Annotated in this window: 19 protein-coding genes and 1 riboswitch; of the genes, 14 read left to right on the forward strand and 5 right to left on the reverse strand. The window is 41.5% G+C overall.

What is annotated here, in order from left to right:
- The first annotated feature begins 293 nt into the window (after positions 1–293).
- Positions 294–641 carry a DUF1033 family protein gene (locus tag ACHUFA_RS03900; RefSeq protein WP_222347810.1) on the forward strand — a complete coding sequence of 116 codons (348 nt, stop codon included), beginning with the start codon at positions 294–296 and terminating at the stop codon, positions 639–641.
- A 23-nt stretch (positions 642–664) separates the two neighbouring features.
- Here ACHUFA_RS03900 and ACHUFA_RS03905 read toward each other — a convergent pair whose 3' ends face one another.
- Positions 665–1621, reverse strand: coding sequence for a S66 family peptidase (locus ACHUFA_RS03905; protein WP_222347653.1), 957 nt, complete (start codon positions 1619–1621; stop codon positions 665–667).
- Positions 1622–1708: 87 nt separating this feature from the next.
- Here ACHUFA_RS03905 and comGA point away from each other — a divergent pair, with 87 nt between their 5' ends.
- Genes comGA through ACHUFA_RS03950 form a run of 9 tightly spaced genes read left to right on the forward strand, consistent with a single transcriptional unit; the run spans position 1709 to position 7532 of the window.
- Positions 1709–2659 carry a competence type IV pilus ATPase ComGA gene (comGA, locus tag ACHUFA_RS03910; protein ID WP_222347654.1) on the forward strand — a complete coding sequence of 317 codons (951 nt, stop codon included), beginning with the start codon at positions 1709–1711 and terminating at the stop codon, positions 2657–2659.
- Complete coding sequence (gene comGB, locus ACHUFA_RS03915; RefSeq protein ID WP_394404982.1) at positions 2571–3608, forward strand: competence type IV pilus assembly protein ComGB; 1038 nt, start codon at positions 2571–2573, stop codon at positions 3606–3608. The genes comGA and comGB overlap by 89 nt, the downstream gene beginning before the upstream one ends.
- A gap of 1 nt (position 3609) precedes the next feature.
- Complete coding sequence (gene comGC / locus ACHUFA_RS03920) at positions 3610–3924, forward strand: competence type IV pilus major pilin ComGC (protein WP_222347656.1); 315 nt, start codon at positions 3610–3612, stop codon at positions 3922–3924.
- Positions 3884–4318, forward strand: a complete 435-nt coding sequence (comGD, locus tag ACHUFA_RS03925) for a competence type IV pilus minor pilin ComGD (protein WP_318530352.1) — start codon at positions 3884–3886, stop codon at positions 4316–4318. Before comGC ends, comGD begins: the two co-directional genes overlap by 41 nt.
- The gene (comGE, locus tag ACHUFA_RS03930; protein ID WP_222347657.1) at positions 4290–4583 is read left to right on the forward strand and encodes a competence type IV pilus minor pilin ComGE; all 294 of its coding nucleotides are present in this window, start codon (positions 4290–4292) and stop codon (positions 4581–4583) included. The genes comGD and comGE overlap by 29 nt, the downstream gene beginning before the upstream one ends.
- The gene (gene comGF / locus ACHUFA_RS03935) at positions 4567–5007 is read left to right on the forward strand and encodes a competence type IV pilus minor pilin ComGF (protein WP_222347658.1); all 441 of its coding nucleotides are present in this window, start codon (positions 4567–4569) and stop codon (positions 5005–5007) included. Before comGE ends, comGF begins: the two co-directional genes overlap by 17 nt.
- Positions 4985–5320: a competence type IV pilus minor pilin ComGG gene (gene comGG, locus ACHUFA_RS03940; protein ID WP_222347659.1), complete on the forward strand. Its 336-nt coding sequence runs from the start codon at positions 4985–4987 to the stop codon at positions 5318–5320. The genes comGF and comGG overlap by 23 nt, the downstream gene beginning before the upstream one ends.
- 19 nt (positions 5321–5339) lie before the next feature.
- Positions 5340–6293: a class I SAM-dependent methyltransferase gene (locus ACHUFA_RS03945; RefSeq protein ID WP_222347660.1), complete on the forward strand. Its 954-nt coding sequence runs from the start codon at positions 5340–5342 to the stop codon at positions 6291–6293.
- Positions 6294–6341: 48 nt separating this feature from the next.
- Positions 6342–7532 (forward strand): acetate kinase, encoded by a 1191-nt coding sequence (locus ACHUFA_RS03950; RefSeq protein ID WP_394404983.1) that lies wholly within the window; start codon positions 6342–6344, stop codon positions 7530–7532.
- 139 nt (positions 7533–7671) lie between these two features.
- Here ACHUFA_RS03950 and ACHUFA_RS03955 read toward each other — a convergent pair whose 3' ends face one another.
- Positions 7672–8388, reverse strand: coding sequence for a hypothetical protein (locus tag ACHUFA_RS03955; RefSeq protein WP_394404984.1), 717 nt, complete (start codon positions 8386–8388; stop codon positions 7672–7674).
- Positions 8389–8496: 108 nt separating this feature from the next.
- Positions 8497–8586: riboswitch (THF riboswitch) on the forward strand.
- Positions 8587–8628: 42 nt separating this feature from the next.
- On the opposite strand from ACHUFA_RS03955, the gene ACHUFA_RS03960 reads away from it, so the two are divergent.
- Entirely contained in the window at positions 8629–9186 is a 558-nt protein-coding gene (locus ACHUFA_RS03960) for a folate family ECF transporter S component (RefSeq protein ID WP_222347663.1), read from the forward strand.
- Between the two features lie 40 nt (positions 9187–9226).
- On the opposite strand, the gene pepA is transcribed toward ACHUFA_RS03960, so the two are convergent.
- Positions 9227–10297: a glutamyl aminopeptidase gene (pepA, locus tag ACHUFA_RS03965; RefSeq protein ID WP_222347664.1), complete on the reverse strand. Its 1071-nt coding sequence runs from the start codon at positions 10295–10297 to the stop codon at positions 9227–9229.
- A 52-nt stretch (positions 10298–10349) separates the two neighbouring features.
- Here pepA and ACHUFA_RS03970 point away from each other — a divergent pair, with 52 nt between their 5' ends.
- From ACHUFA_RS03970 to ytpR, 3 genes are read left to right on the forward strand one after another with little or no spacing between them, the layout of a single operon-like run.
- The gene (locus tag ACHUFA_RS03970) at positions 10350–10634 is read left to right on the forward strand and encodes a DUF4651 domain-containing protein (protein WP_222347665.1); all 285 of its coding nucleotides are present in this window, start codon (positions 10350–10352) and stop codon (positions 10632–10634) included.
- Positions 10631–10948 carry a thioredoxin family protein gene (locus ACHUFA_RS03975; protein WP_222347666.1) on the forward strand — a complete coding sequence of 106 codons (318 nt, stop codon included), beginning with the start codon at positions 10631–10633 and terminating at the stop codon, positions 10946–10948. The genes ACHUFA_RS03970 and ACHUFA_RS03975 overlap by 4 nt, the downstream gene beginning before the upstream one ends.
- On the forward strand, positions 10949–11575 hold the full coding sequence (gene ytpR / locus ACHUFA_RS03980) for a YtpR family tRNA-binding protein (protein ID WP_394404985.1): 627 nt from the start codon (positions 10949–10951) through the stop codon (positions 11573–11575).
- 27 nt (positions 11576–11602) lie between these two features.
- Here the strand turns inward: ytpR and ACHUFA_RS03985 are convergent, their stop codons facing one another.
- Complete coding sequence (locus ACHUFA_RS03985) at positions 11603–12376, reverse strand: DUF2785 domain-containing protein (protein WP_222347668.1); 774 nt, start codon at positions 12374–12376, stop codon at positions 11603–11605.
- A 9-nt stretch (positions 12377–12385) separates the two neighbouring features.
- Complete coding sequence (locus ACHUFA_RS03990; RefSeq protein WP_394404986.1) at positions 12386–13093, reverse strand: class I SAM-dependent methyltransferase; 708 nt, start codon at positions 13091–13093, stop codon at positions 12386–12388.
- Positions 13094–13177 lie beyond the last annotated feature (84 nt).

Here is a 13177-nt window from a genome sequence, read left to right on the forward strand (position 1 = left end):
GAAATCGATTTTGTCGGCCTCCCTCCGAACAGTTGACTAGCACCAAAGGTCTGGGAGACCATTGGTGGTTATAAATATAGCTAGTGAAACTAGCTTCAATTATTCGAAATTGCTTGCATAGCAAGGGATGAGAGCATTCAGTCAACCACTGCGTCAAACTGTTAAAGCTATAAAAGTAAAAGAGCCTGTGACTTTTGTCACAGGTTTTTCTTGTGAAATTTTTCCCGAGCCGAATTTTTCATTTTTTGCCCAAAATAGGCTATAATAAGCCATACAAAGGAAGTATGAGTGATATGTATAGTGTTGTGAAAATGTATGGCGACTGTGAACCCTGGTGGTTTTTTGATGGTTGGGAAGAAGATATTATTAGTTGTAAGCAGTTTGAGCGCTACGATGAAGCGCTTCGTTACTACCAGCAAGAATGGGTTTATTTGTCGGAAGAATTTCCTCAAAAGAAATCAAAACAAGGAATGATGACAGCTTTCTGGGATCCAGAAGACCTTTATTGGTGTGAAGAATGTGACGAGCAATTGCAAAACTTTCATTCTATCCTGTTGCTGGAGTCAAAAGAGGTTTTACCGCAAGGACTTCGTAAATCGACTAGTGACAAACGGACACGACCGTGTCAGTTGAAATCATAAAAAAACGCGAGCAATCGCGTTTTTTAGTTTGTCTCAAAATGGATAGCAAGGTTGTCCGTATCAACAGTTACCTGTCCACCGATTGTGATGGTGAAAAGCGGCTGAGTATGGGCAAAGTCTAAATCATAAAGAACAGGAATGGTTTTGAGAAGGGGATGCTTGTCGAGAATGGCAAGGAGAATTTCTTCTGTCATTTGGCATTCTTTTGGAAAGCGCCCGATGAGGATGGCTTGGGGATTAGGATAGTTTTGCAAGAGCGCAGCAAAATGTCTTGTAAATTCGGTATAGTGATCTTCTTCAGCTTCTTCAAGAAATAAGATGTACTTTTCGGGCTTCGGAGAGAATTCAGTACCATGTAGGAGGGCGAAAGTAGAGAGATTTCCTCCAATAGCTGTTCCGCGAGCTTGCCCAGAATTATACACTTTCCAGTCAGTTGGGAAGAAGTGGCGAGGTTGGCTTGGATCGTACCAAGGATCGCTAGACCATTCCATACTTGGAGTCAAATCATAGGAATCTTGCGTAACTGCACTTAGCCAACTTTGACTTTGGTATGTTTGACCGTCTTTCATTTTGAAACTTGAGTAAGATGGCCCCATGTAAGTCTGCATGCCTGTTTTGGCAAAAATAGCATTGAGGACAGCAGTTGTATCCGAATAGCCACAGATAATCTTTGGCTTTTGAGCGATGAGTTGATAGTCCAGATAGGGTAAGATTTCGTTGGAGTTAAATCCCCCAATGGTTGCCAAAATAGCGTCTACAGATTCATCCTCAAAGGCCTGGTGTAGGTCTTCGACACGACTTTCAATGCTAGCAGAGTCAAATAGGTCATTTTCAAAGTAGTGCTCAGAAAAGGATAGGGAGAATCCAAGATTTTCCAAGGTTTCTTTGGCGGCGAGATTGGCCTCAAATCCACCTATATGTGCAATAGAAGCTGAGGGACTAAGGACACGGATGTGGTCGCCTGTTTGTAATTTTTTCATAGAAACCTCCTTAAATATTTTTATTATTTTATCAGAAAAATTTTCAAAAGTAAATTTCTTTTCGAATAATATAGGTGAGGAGGTCTTATGATACAAGATTTAGCCAGAAAAATTGTGCGGGAGGCAGTAGAAAAACGAGTCAGTGACTTGTATTTGGTGCCACGTGAAAATTGTTATCAACTCTATGAACGAGAGTCGGACGGCAGGAAATTTGTGGGAGACTATGATGAGGTGGAATTTTCGGCCTTAATTAGCCATTTTAAGTTTGTCGCAGGGGTCAATGTCGGTGAAAAGCGCCGCAGTCAACAGGGGGCTTGTGACTATGATTATGGTGAGGGGCAGGTGGCGCTTCGTTTGTCAACAGTGGGAGATTATCGGGGCAAGGAAAGTTTAGTCATTCGTTTTCTCTACAATGGTGAGGACAATCTACGCTTTTGGTTTGATGCGGTGGAGCGAATTGCGGAAAATATCAAGGGACGGGGGCTCTATCTTTTTTCGGGTCCGGTTGGGTCTGGAAAGACAACGCTCATGTACCATTTAGCCAAGTTAAAATTTCCAAACCAGCAGGTGTTAACGATTGAAGACCCAGTCGAAATTAAACATCCTGATATGCTCCAATTGCAAATTAATGAAGCTATCGGTGGCACTTATGATAGACTCATTAAATTATCTCTTCGGCATCGTCCAGACCTTCTCATTATTGGAGAAATTCGTGATGAAGAAACGGCGCGTGCGGTCATTCGAGCTAGTTTAACAGGATCGACAGTCTTTTCGACAGTCCATGCCAAAAGTATTGCTGGGGTCTATGCGCGACTGTTAGAATTTGGGATTTCTGAGGAAGAGTTGAAGAACTGCTTGCAAGGGATTGCCTACCAGCGGTTGATAGAAGGGAGGGGAATGGTAGATTATGCCAATCGAGACTATCAAGAACACCAACCAAAAGAGTGGAATGCGCAGATTGACCAGCTTCTTGCAGCAGGACATATCAGTTTTCGGCAAGCAGAAACCGAAAAAATTGTCTCTCACGCGTCAGCGTAAGGTCATTGAGTTATTTAATAATCTCTTTGCCAGTGGTTTTCATCTGGGAGAGATTGTTGACTTTTTGAAGCGGAGTCAATTGTTGGCAGACCAGTATACCCAAGTCTTATCAGAGGGTCTTTTGGCAGGGAAACCTTTTTCCCAGTTGCTGGCAGACTTGCAGTTTTCAGATAATGTTGTCACTCAGGTTTCCTTGGCTGAAATTCATGGAAATACCAGTCTTAGCTTATCTAAAATTCAAGATTATTTGAGTCAGCTCAGTCAAGTTCGTAAGAAATTACTGGAAGTTACGACCTATCCCTTGGTTCTCTTAGCTTTTCTCATTCTTATCATGTTGGGTTTGAAAAATTATCTGTTGCCACAGATGGAAGAGGGAAATGTTGCGACTTGGCTGATTGCTCACCTGCCGGTGCTCTTTTTTGCAGGGGTTGGCCTAGTTGGTCTGATTTTTCTTTTGCTGAGAATCTGGTATCGAAAGACAGCTAAAATCACAGTTTTCAGCAAGTTGGCTAGCTTACCTTTTGTTGGACAATTAGTTCAGATATATTTGACAGCTTATTATGCGCGTGAATGGGGAAATCTTATTGTACAGGGATTGGAACTGATGCAAATTGTAGCGATTATGAAAGAACAGTCGGCTCCACTTTTTCAAGAAATTGGTCGTGATATGGAAAAGGCTTTTTCGGATGGTTGTACTTTCCATGACCATATTAAAAACTATCCATTTTTTAAAAAAGAATTGAGTTTGATGATTGAGTATGGTCAAGTTAAATCCAAGCTGGGCAGTGAGTTGGCTCTTTATGCGGATGAGTGTTGGGAAGAATTTTTCCGCAGACTGAACGCCAGTATGCAGCTCATTCAGCCACTTGTTTTCATCGGAGTCGCTCTTATGATTGTTCTTATTTATGCAGCCATGTTGTTGCCGATTTATCAAAATATGGAGATATGATATGAAAAAGTTAATGAAAATGAAAGTAGCCGCTTTCACACTTGTGGAAATGTTAATTGTTTTAGTAATCATCAGTACTTTGTTGCTTCTCTTTGTCCCAAATCTCAGCAAGCAAAAGGACAAGGTCCAAGAGACAGGTGCTGCAGCAGTTATCAAAGTAGTGGAGAGTCAGGCGGAGCTCTACGAACTGTATAATATGGGAGATGCAAGCTTAGCAAAATTGGTAGAGAGTGAAGCCATCACTGCCGAACAATCGCAGACTTACAAGGAATACTATGCAAAACATAAAGACAAGACAGCTAGTGTGGCACCGTAAGGTTCAGGCTTTTACTCTGCTAGAAAGTTTGATAACCCTGACAGTTATCAGCTTTTTAGCAGTGGTGTTGTCTGGTTCTGTCAATTCAGTTTTTCGACAGATAGAGGAGAACATTTTTTTCTTGGAATTTGAGCAGGTCTATAAAAATAGTCAAATGCTGTCGGCCAGTAGTCAACAGAATATCCAGCTGACTATTGGTGCAGAGGAAATTTCAAATGGTTATCAGTCGGTCAATGTTCCAAGGACGGTAAAGCCGATTAGACAAATTATCCTAGATTTTGACAAGAATGGTGGAAATTCTTCTTTGGCTAAAATTGAGTTTCAGACGGAGAAAAAAGTGGTTTCTTATCAACTATACTTAGGGAGTGGTCGTTATAAAAAATCGAAAAAGTAAAGCCTACATCTTGCTGGAAAGTCTAGTAGCTTTGGCAGTTCTAACAACGGTTGTTAGTCTGTTTCTAACTGCTATTGACCAATCTCGACAGCAGCAGGTAAACTCTCTGCAAGAGCAAGAAATTCTTAATCTGGCTAAAATGGTTGTCCAGACCAAGCAAGCTCGTCTGGAATTAAATGGTCAGTCGGTAACGATTGAACGTAGTCAGCAGAAAATTCGTGTGCTCAGTCAAGGAAAGGAGATTCTCCTTGTGGAAAAAGACTAGAAAAGTAGCAGCTTTTACTATTTTGGAATGCTTGGTATCCTTGTTTATCTTATCGGGGTCAGTCCTCCTATTTCAAGGATTGACACAGTTATTCAGCCAAGAAATTCATCACCAAAATGCAAGTTTTGACCGAGACTGGTTAGTCTTTTCAGAACAATTTCGTAGTGAATTAGACGGACTTCTTTTGACAAAGATTGAAAATAATCGACTCTACGTCAAGAAAAATAAGCAAGAATTGGCTTTTGGCTTATCTAAGTCGGATGATTTTCGCAAAACTAATCAAAAAGGACAAGGGTATCAGCCCATGCTCTATGGACTGAAGTCTGTCACTATGAGGCAGGATGGTCAGCTTGTTCGGATTGATTTTTGTTTTGAAAATGGGGAGAAGAGGAGTTTTGTCTATGATTTTTCGGAAAAAAGTTAAGGCAGGCATTTTACTTTATGCCATGCTCATGTTAGCTGTTTTCAGCCTTTTACTCCAATTTTACTTGCGTAGTCAAGAAGCTTTGGCTCAAGCTCATCTAGCTAGTCGTGAATCTAGTCAAGCTTATTTCATGGCGCAGTTAACAATGGATAATGTTAGCTTGAAAACAGATAAAATGGTGAGCGGAAAAGTTAGCTTTAGTGAGGGAGACAGCCGCTATCAGCAGACCGAAGGGCAAATGGAAGTTGTGGTTAGCCTTACATCTGGTTCAACCTATCGATATCTATTCCCTTTATCTGGCGAAAAACCTTGATTTTTGGTATGATAAGACTATGAATTTTGAAAAAATTGAAGAGGCTTATGACCTCCTTTTAGAAAATGTCCAAACAATCCAAAACGCTCTGTCTACCAATATCTATGATGCTATGATTGAGCAAAATGCAGCATATCTTTCTGATGAAAATGAGACTGAACTTGTTAAGAAAAATAATCAAAAATTGAAAAAGCTCAACCTGTCCACTGAAGAGTGGCGCAGGGCTTTTCAGTTTCTTTTCATTAAGGCAAACCAGACGGAGCCACTCCAATACAATCATCAATTTACCCCAGATAGTATCGGTTTTATCCTAACCTTTTTGTTGGATAACCTGCTCAAGAATGATAGGGTTACAGTACTTGAAATCGGCTCTGGAACAGGAAATCTTGCTCAGACGATTCTCAATCACAGCCAGAAAGAACTAGACTATCTAGGGATAGAAGTAGATGATCTCTTGATAGATTTGTCAGCCAGTATAGCAGACGTAGTGGGGAGTCAGTTGAGCTTTGCTCAAGGAGACGCGGTGCGACCACAGATTTTGAAAGAAAGTCAGGTGATTATCAGCGACTTGCCGATTGGCTATTATCCTGATGATCAGATTGCTAAGCGTTACGAGGTAGCTAGTGGAGAAGAGCACACTTATGCCCACCACCTTCTTATGGAGCAGTCGCTCAAGTATCTAGAACAGGACGGCTATGCGGTTTTCTTGGCACCGAATGATTTGCTGACTAGCCCGCAGAGTCATTTGCTGAAAAAATGGTTGACTAACCATGCTAGTGTGGCAGCTATGATTGCTTTACCAACCAATCTTTTTGGTGCTCAAAGTATGGCGAAATCCATTTTTGTATTGCAAAAGAAAACGGAAAATACGGTTGAAACCTTTGTTTATCCACTTCGAGATTTACAGGATGTAAGTGCTTTGCAAGAATTCACAAACAATTTCAAAAAATGGCATGAAGATAATGCAAAGTAAGTGAAATTTTGATATACTTATGAGGAAAACGCTTAAAAGGGGAAAATTATGTCTAAAACAATTGCAATCAATGCAGGTAGCTCTAGTTTAAAATGGCAACTGTATCAGATGCCAGAAGAAGAAGTTCTTGCAAAGGGGTTGATTGAGCGTATCGGCCTTGGAGATTCTATCTCAACAGTTAAATTTGGTCAGGAAGAAGATCAGCAAGTCTTGGATATTCCAGATCATGTTGTTGCTGTAAAAATCTTATTAGAAGATTTGTTGAAACACGGAATCATCTCTGATTTTGCTGAAATTACAGGTGTCGGTCACCGTGTCGTGGCTGGTGGAGAGTATTTCAAAGAGTCCGCTCTTGTTGATGAGAAAGTTATTGAGCAAGTTGAAGAACTTTCACTTCTTGCCCCACTTCATAATCCTGGTGCTGCAGCAGGTATTCGTGCTTTCAAAGATATCTTGCCTGATATTACTAGTGTTGTTGTCTTTGATACGTCTTTCCACACAACGCTTCCAAAACATGCCTATATGTACCCAATTCCACAAAAGTATTATAAAGAGTACAAGGTTCGTAAATATGGAGCACATGGAACAAGCCATAAATATGTAGCTCAAGAAGCTGCTAAGATGCTGAATCGTCCGTTAGAAGAATTGAAATTGATCACAGCTCATATTGGTAACGGTGTATCTATTACAGCGAATTACCATGGTGAATCAATGGATACTTCAATGGGATTTACACCACTTGCAGGTCCGATGATGGGAACTCGTTCAGGAGACATTGACCCAGCTATCATCCCTTATTTGATTGCGCAAGATCCTGAATTAGAGGATGCGGCTGCAGTGGTGAATATGCTGAATAAACAATCTGGTTTAGGCGGTGTATCGGGTATTTCAAGTGATATGCGTGATATTGAAGCAGGTCTTCAAGCTAAAAATCCAGATGCGGTACTTGCCTACAATATTTTCATTGATCGTATTAAAAAATTCATTGGTCAATACTTTGCAGTTTTGAATGGTGCGGATGCCATTGTCTTTACAGCTGGTATGGGTGAAAATGCGCCGTTGATGCGTCAAGATGTCATTGCAGGTTTGTCTTGGTTTGGCATTGAGATTGATCCTGAAAAGAATGTCTTCGGCTATCGTGGAGATATTACAACGCCAGCATCAAAAGTTAAAGTTCTTGTTATTTCAACAGATGAAGAATTGATGATTGCGCGTGATGTTGAACGTTTGAAAAAATAATCACTGTATGAAGAGAGGGTGGGTAACCGCTCTTTCTTTTTTTTAGTGGCGTTATTTTGTTTCGCTTAGTCGGTGTGAAGTAGAGAAGTGCTAGGTTTATGGGGAATTAAAAAAGCCCCATATTGATGGGGCAGAAGTATTAGTTATAAAATTCTACAGAATAGAAGGTTGCTCCGTTTGAAGTTTTAAATTCAAGAACGTCGTAATTTTTATAGTTGCTGAACTCAGAAGTTGGATCATTGAGAGCATCTTCGGCAACCCAAGCAGCTTCTTCACTTCTTAGGAATACCCACTCAGAGTTCCCGAGAGCGCCAGAAACGATGTTTGAATTTGGGTCAAAATATTGAGTACGAATTTGTTGTCCAACGGCAGTTCCTTTAAATTTAACGCCTTCTTGTTTCCAACCATGTCGTGGCAGTACATTGTATTCGTTAAGATCGGTTGTCCAGTGGTGAAGTCCGCGGAGTTTCGGATTGTATACACGATAGATGTTAACATCACCACCAGAATAAAATACAGGTTTTCCGTTGTTATCCTTTGTCCAGCCGTGACGACTAGTGAGGACATTTACCTCGTTCAAATCTGAAGTGTAGAGGTGGTTTTGCAGGCCACGGTTATAGAGTCTATAAACAGGAGTACCGTTTTCTGGAGCAACCCAACCATCTCCCTCGTATCCCCAACCATGATCGAAGAATAGAACGTCGCGTTCGTTGATATCAGTTGTGTAGAGGTGCTCTCCGTTGCGTGGATTGTAGAGGCGGTATACATAGGAATCTGCGCTGATAAGATTTGTGCTAAACAAGACTGCACTACTTGTTAGTAGGACCAACAATAATTTTTTGATGTTCTTTTTCATAAAACATTCTCCTATATTATAATTTTTATTGCTCTTTTATTTTACTGTAAAATATAGGAATAGTCAAATGGTCCAGTATATGTTAAAATGAAACGGCAAAGTAATTTGCACAGAGTAGGTGGTTTGCGTTAAGTGTATGTAGATGGGATGTTGCTACATAACGAAGCGAAAGCGCGGTAAACCATTGCATCCGCTGTCAAAGGAGACTTCCTAGACAGCTCCAAACAATAAGGAGCATTTATGAAAAACAAAAATCCACATTTGTCCGTTCAGTTGTTGGCATCTTTGGCCATGCTGATTGCCTTAACCTTGATTGTCGAAAAATTTTCGATTACCATTATTCCGAAACAGTTAGTGGTTGCTTTCACATTTATCGTTCATGCGGTAATTGGGATGATTGGTGGTCCACTCTGGGGCTTTGTGAGCCTATTCTTGATTGATATTGTTGATATGATGACAAGAGGTGGAGCTGATTTTATTATTTGGTGGACCCTCATGGAAGCTGTTCAAGGAGCCCTCTACGGTTTCTTCTTTTATGGGAAGAAATTGGATTGGCATAACAAGAAAGATTGGTTGCACGTGACTATTGCTGTCACAACAATCTTGCTATTTGGGACCTTCATTTTCACACCACTTTTGATTCAAATCTACTTTGGTGTGCCATTTGTAGCCCAATTCATCGCAGGTCGCTGGTTGAAAATCTTTGAATTGCCGATTCGAGTTTTGGTTATCATGACTCTTCTTCCGCAGATTCAACGGATTCCAGAAGTACGTAAACTAGCTGGTATTAAAAAATAAATACAAAACCTCTGACTCATCCCGCCAGAGGTTTCTTTTTTTAATATTTTTTAATCAAGTCCACTGTTGAGCGGTCAAGTTTTTTGACGATTGCTTGCAAGAAGGCTTGCGCTTGAAGGAAGTCATCCATGTTGTAAAGAGTTTGATGTGAATGGATATAGCGAGCACAGACACCAATGGTGGTAGAAGGTACACCATTATTTTTCAAGTGCGCAGCGCCGGCATCCGTTCCACCTTTGCCACAATAATACTGGAATTTAATCCCTGCTTCTTCGGCGGTTGTCAAAAGGAAGTCCTTCATGTTTGGCAACATGATATGACCTGGATCGTAGAAGCGCAGGAGGGTGCCGTCACCAATTTTTCCTTGGTCACCAAAGACATCACCAGCTGGCGAACAATCTACTGCGAGGAAGATTTCAGGGTCAAACTTGGTAACAGAAGTATGTCCTCCGCGGAGTCCCACTTCTTCTTGAACAGTTGCACCGGCGATGAGTTGGTTGTTGAGGCTGGTGCCAGATAGATTTTCCAAGAGTTCAGAAACCATGAGAACACCGTAGCGGTTGTCCCAAGCTTTTGAGATGATATTTTTTCCATTAGCAGTCAGGGTTGTTTCGCTCAGTGGTGTAATGGTATCACCAGGGCGGACACCGTATTTCATAGCTTCTTCTTTTGAGCTAAAGCCGGCATCGAAGATGACATCACTGATAGCTGGAAGTCCGGCACTTCCATTGCCACCGCGCGAGAGGTGTGGAGGCATAGAGCCTGAAATCACAGGGATTTGACGGCCATCTTGTAGTTGAAGTGTAAAGCGTTGGTTTGATACAACAAGTGGATTCCAGCCACCTAGAGCTACTGCACGGAAAGTACCGTCTGCCTTGATATCGCTAATCATAAAGCCGACTTCATCCATATGAGCCGCGACCATAATACGAGGAGCGTTTTCAGCTTGACTATCCTTGATACCAAAAATACTACCGAGACCGTCTGTTTCAATGCGGTCAACATGTGGTGTCATGCGGTCACGAAGATAGTTGCGAACACTTCCTTCAAAACCAGAAACGCCTTGAAGTTCAGTTACTTCCTTGATTTTATCGAATAATTGATTTGTCATAATGACCTCCTATTGCTATTATTTTACCATGTTTTGTGGTAAAATTGTTTGCATGAATAAGAAAAAGACAGCTGTTTTGGCAGGAGTCTTGGGGACTGGGATTCTTGCGGCAAGCGCCCGTTATTACGTGAAAGTCCAGGAAGAAAAGAAAAAAGCACAAGCACTTCAACAGGTGCGTGACTTTTTTGCAGATTTTGGTCCTATTGCGACCATCTTTGTCTATGAAAATGAGTCTGATAAGGATTTTCTAAAAGGTGGCGTAGTCATGGATTCTGGTCGTGTCTACCGCTTTGAAAATCGTGCGGGTCAGATTGAATATGAGGAGGAAAAAGGATGATTATTCCAACATCTTTTGAAGAGATTGCAGGTTATATCGAAAAAGAGCAAAAAACAGTCTTCTTTTTCACGGCAGATTGGTGTCCAGATTGCAAATTTATCTATCCTTCCATGCCTGAAATTGAAGCTGCCTTTCCAGAACTTACCTTTGTCCGCATTGACCGAGATGAGTTTATGGAAGTAGCACAGCAGTGGGATATTTTTGGGATTCCGAGTTTTGTGGTCGTAGAAAATGGACAAGAGTTAGGCCGTTTTGTGGACAAGAATCGTAAGAGTAAGCAAGAAATTATAAGATTTTTAGAGGGATTGAAATAGATGATTTTTACATATAACAAAGAGCATGTTGGCGATACGCTGATGATTTTGGTCAAGGAAGTAAAGGACGCCAAGCGAAGCGTTGAGCGCAAAGGGAATGTTGCTCGTATTTTCTTGGAAGAAACTGGAGAAACAGTAGCTTGGAACATTTTTGACGTATCTTCTTTGGTGGAAATGGCTGACGCTGGACAAGTTTTCTTGACTGATGAGCAAGTAGCGATTTTGAATGCTGAGTTGGCGAAAGAAGCCTTCACTGAGCAATTGGTCAATGATGCTGGACCAAAATTCGTCGTTGCACAAATCAAGGAAATGGTAGATCACCCAGATAGCGATCATCTTCATATCTGCCAAGTAGAGATTCATGACGGTCAGCTCGTGCAAATTGTCTGCGGTGCTCCAAATGCTGCCCAAGGTTTGAAAACAGTGGCAGCTCTACCAGGTGCCATGATGCCAAATGGTAGTTTCATCTTCCCGGGACAACTGCGCGGAGAAGACAGCTTTGGTATGCTGTGCAGTGCGCGTGAGTTGGAATTGCCAAATGCTCCACAAGTACGCGGAATTATTGAACTAGCTGCAGATGCAGAAGTGGGAGCTTCTTTTGATGCAGAGAAACATTGGAATGCATAGATAAAAAGACGAATCGCTCCGTCTTTTTTAGTTGATTAAGCACTCTTGAATTGCCAGCTTCAAATTTTCAGATAATTGATTTTCCTTATCCAAGTCTAGATAAATTTTCTGAAAAAAATGCTGGAAATTGAGATAGGCGAAATAGTCTTGCGGTTCTTGATTTGGAAGAGTAGTCGTTTTTAAGAAGTCAATCAACTCTTCTGGAGACAATTTTTCTGATAAGACTAGCTGGCTGATGACATTTGCTAAGCGTTGGTCTTCGCCAGCAGAAAAAGTCTGTGTTTGATTTTTGAATGCCGCTATAATACTCTGCCAGACCTTGTTCAAATTTTCTTTTGGAAAATCTGGATGACAGGCTGCTGTCAGGAGGAAGTCGGCTCCGTGAGCGATGGCATGTAGCCAGCCCAGTTGCTCGTCCCAACCTCGGCTATCTGTTTCATTTGATAGAAATTGCAGAGCGGCTTGGAAAAGTTGCACTTTGTCTGTTGTAGTTAGTCTATTTTCATAAGGGCTTCCCTCTAGACTATCCACATATAGAAATAGAGCTAGAACTAAGGCTGTAAAAGACCGAGTGGGCGTGTGGGGACTTGTGATACTTCCGTGTTCCCAGAGTCGCTGAAGTAGCCAGTGATAATCTTCTGGCGTTAATAAGGTATCTAGTATGGCATGGCAAAAGCTAGCATAGACCAGCTCGTCACGGATTTGGGGATTTTCGTCACCGATATGATCGATGAGCCAAGTCAGTTGCTCTTGGGAATAATTTTCGTTCGTTTCCAGTTGCTTCTGTAAGATTTCTTTCATAATTTCCTCCTATTTCCTCAACCAAACATGCTGCAAAAAGCTAATGTCCTTGTACGGAGTTTGGTCGCAGACGGCGAGTTCGACTTTGGTCATTTTTTCTAGCCAGCCGGGTTCGGTTTTGAAGTGATTGGGCTGCAGGCTATAAAATGTACGGATGGCTTGGTAGTTTTCTAGCTCCAAACCTGATAGCTCAAGCAATTCGTCTAAGGAGTAGGTGCTGCCTTGGGCGAATGATTGACTGTGGAAGTCACCGCCAGCTAGCAAGTCTAGTGCGGTATCGACATCGTTTGAAAAAACGACGTTTTGGAGCACTTTCCCGACTTGATTGTGCTTGATGATGGATAATTTACCGTCGTCTTTGAGCAGACGGTTGAATTCTGTGAGATAATCCGGACGTTCAGCCGGAGCGACGTATTCTAGCACATTGTGGCAGGTGATGACATCGAAACTCTTATCCGGAAAAGCAGCTAGTTTCTCTAGACTTCCTAATACTTTTTGGTAATCGGTCTCTGTTTCTATATCCAGCATATCTGCATTGGGTTCGACGGCGGTCACCTGATTTTTCTTTGCCAAAAATTGACTAACCAGTCCAAAACCAGCTCCGAAATCTAAGATTTGTTTACCTTCTAGATGTGCAAGTTGTGCAAAGGTGATTTCGTACTGAATCTTCCCCCATGGTTGTTTCAACATAGCGCGGTAGCTTTCTAGATTTGCCATATTCTCCTCCTTTTGAAAAATTATAACAAAAATATTCTAAAAAAGAGATTTTCTAAGGGATTTACGAATAGATAGTTAGGAGGA

It is taken from the genome of Streptococcus hepaticus, assembly GCF_043656315.1.
GTDB lineage: Bacteria > Bacillota > Bacilli > Lactobacillales > Streptococcaceae > Streptococcus > Streptococcus hepaticus.

Excerpts from the sequence above, each read along its gene's own strand:
- ACHUFA_RS03900 (WP_222347810.1), top strand. The coding sequence starts at position 294 with ATGTATAGTGTTGTGAAAATGTATGGCGACTGTGAACCCTGGTGGTTT.
- ACHUFA_RS03960 (WP_222347663.1), top strand. The coding sequence starts at position 8,629 with ATGAAAAACAAAAATCCACATTTGTCCGTTCAGTTGTTGGCATCTTTG.
- comGC (WP_222347656.1), top strand. The coding sequence starts at position 3,610 with ATGAAAAAGTTAATGAAAATGAAAGTAGCCGCTTTCACACTTGTGGAA.
- ACHUFA_RS03990 (WP_394404986.1), bottom strand. The coding sequence starts at position 13,093 with ATGGCAAATCTAGAAAGCTACCGCGCTATGTTGAAACAACCATGGGGG.
- comGG (WP_222347659.1), top strand. The coding sequence starts at position 4,985 with ATGATTTTTCGGAAAAAAGTTAAGGCAGGCATTTTACTTTATGCCATG.
- ACHUFA_RS03985 (WP_222347668.1), bottom strand. The coding sequence starts at position 12,376 with ATGAAAGAAATCTTACAGAAGCAACTGGAAACGAACGAAAATTATTCC.
- ACHUFA_RS03975 (WP_222347666.1), top strand. The coding sequence starts at position 10,631 with ATGATTATTCCAACATCTTTTGAAGAGATTGCAGGTTATATCGAAAAA.
- ytpR (WP_394404985.1), top strand. The coding sequence starts at position 10,949 with ATGATTTTTACATATAACAAAGAGCATGTTGGCGATACGCTGATGATT.
- ACHUFA_RS03955 (WP_394404984.1), bottom strand. The coding sequence starts at position 8,388 with ATGAAAAAGAACATCAAAAAATTATTGTTGGTCCTACTAACAAGTAGT.
- ACHUFA_RS03905 (WP_222347653.1), bottom strand. The coding sequence starts at position 1,621 with ATGAAAAAATTACAAACAGGCGACCACATCCGTGTCCTTAGTCCCTCA.
- comGB (WP_394404982.1), top strand. The coding sequence starts at position 2,571 with ATGCGCAGATTGACCAGCTTCTTGCAGCAGGACATATCAGTTTTCGGC.
- comGA (WP_222347654.1), top strand. The coding sequence starts at position 1,709 with ATGATACAAGATTTAGCCAGAAAAATTGTGCGGGAGGCAGTAGAAAAA.
- pepA (WP_222347664.1), bottom strand. The coding sequence starts at position 10,297 with ATGACAAATCAATTATTCGATAAAATCAAGGAAGTAACTGAACTTCAA.
- ACHUFA_RS03970 (WP_222347665.1), top strand. The coding sequence starts at position 10,350 with ATGAATAAGAAAAAGACAGCTGTTTTGGCAGGAGTCTTGGGGACTGGG.
- ACHUFA_RS03945 (WP_222347660.1), top strand. The coding sequence starts at position 5,340 with ATGAATTTTGAAAAAATTGAAGAGGCTTATGACCTCCTTTTAGAAAAT.
- comGD (WP_318530352.1), top strand. The coding sequence starts at position 3,884 with ATGCAAAACATAAAGACAAGACAGCTAGTGTGGCACCGTAAGGTTCAG.
- ACHUFA_RS03950 (WP_394404983.1), top strand. The coding sequence starts at position 6,342 with ATGTCTAAAACAATTGCAATCAATGCAGGTAGCTCTAGTTTAAAATGG.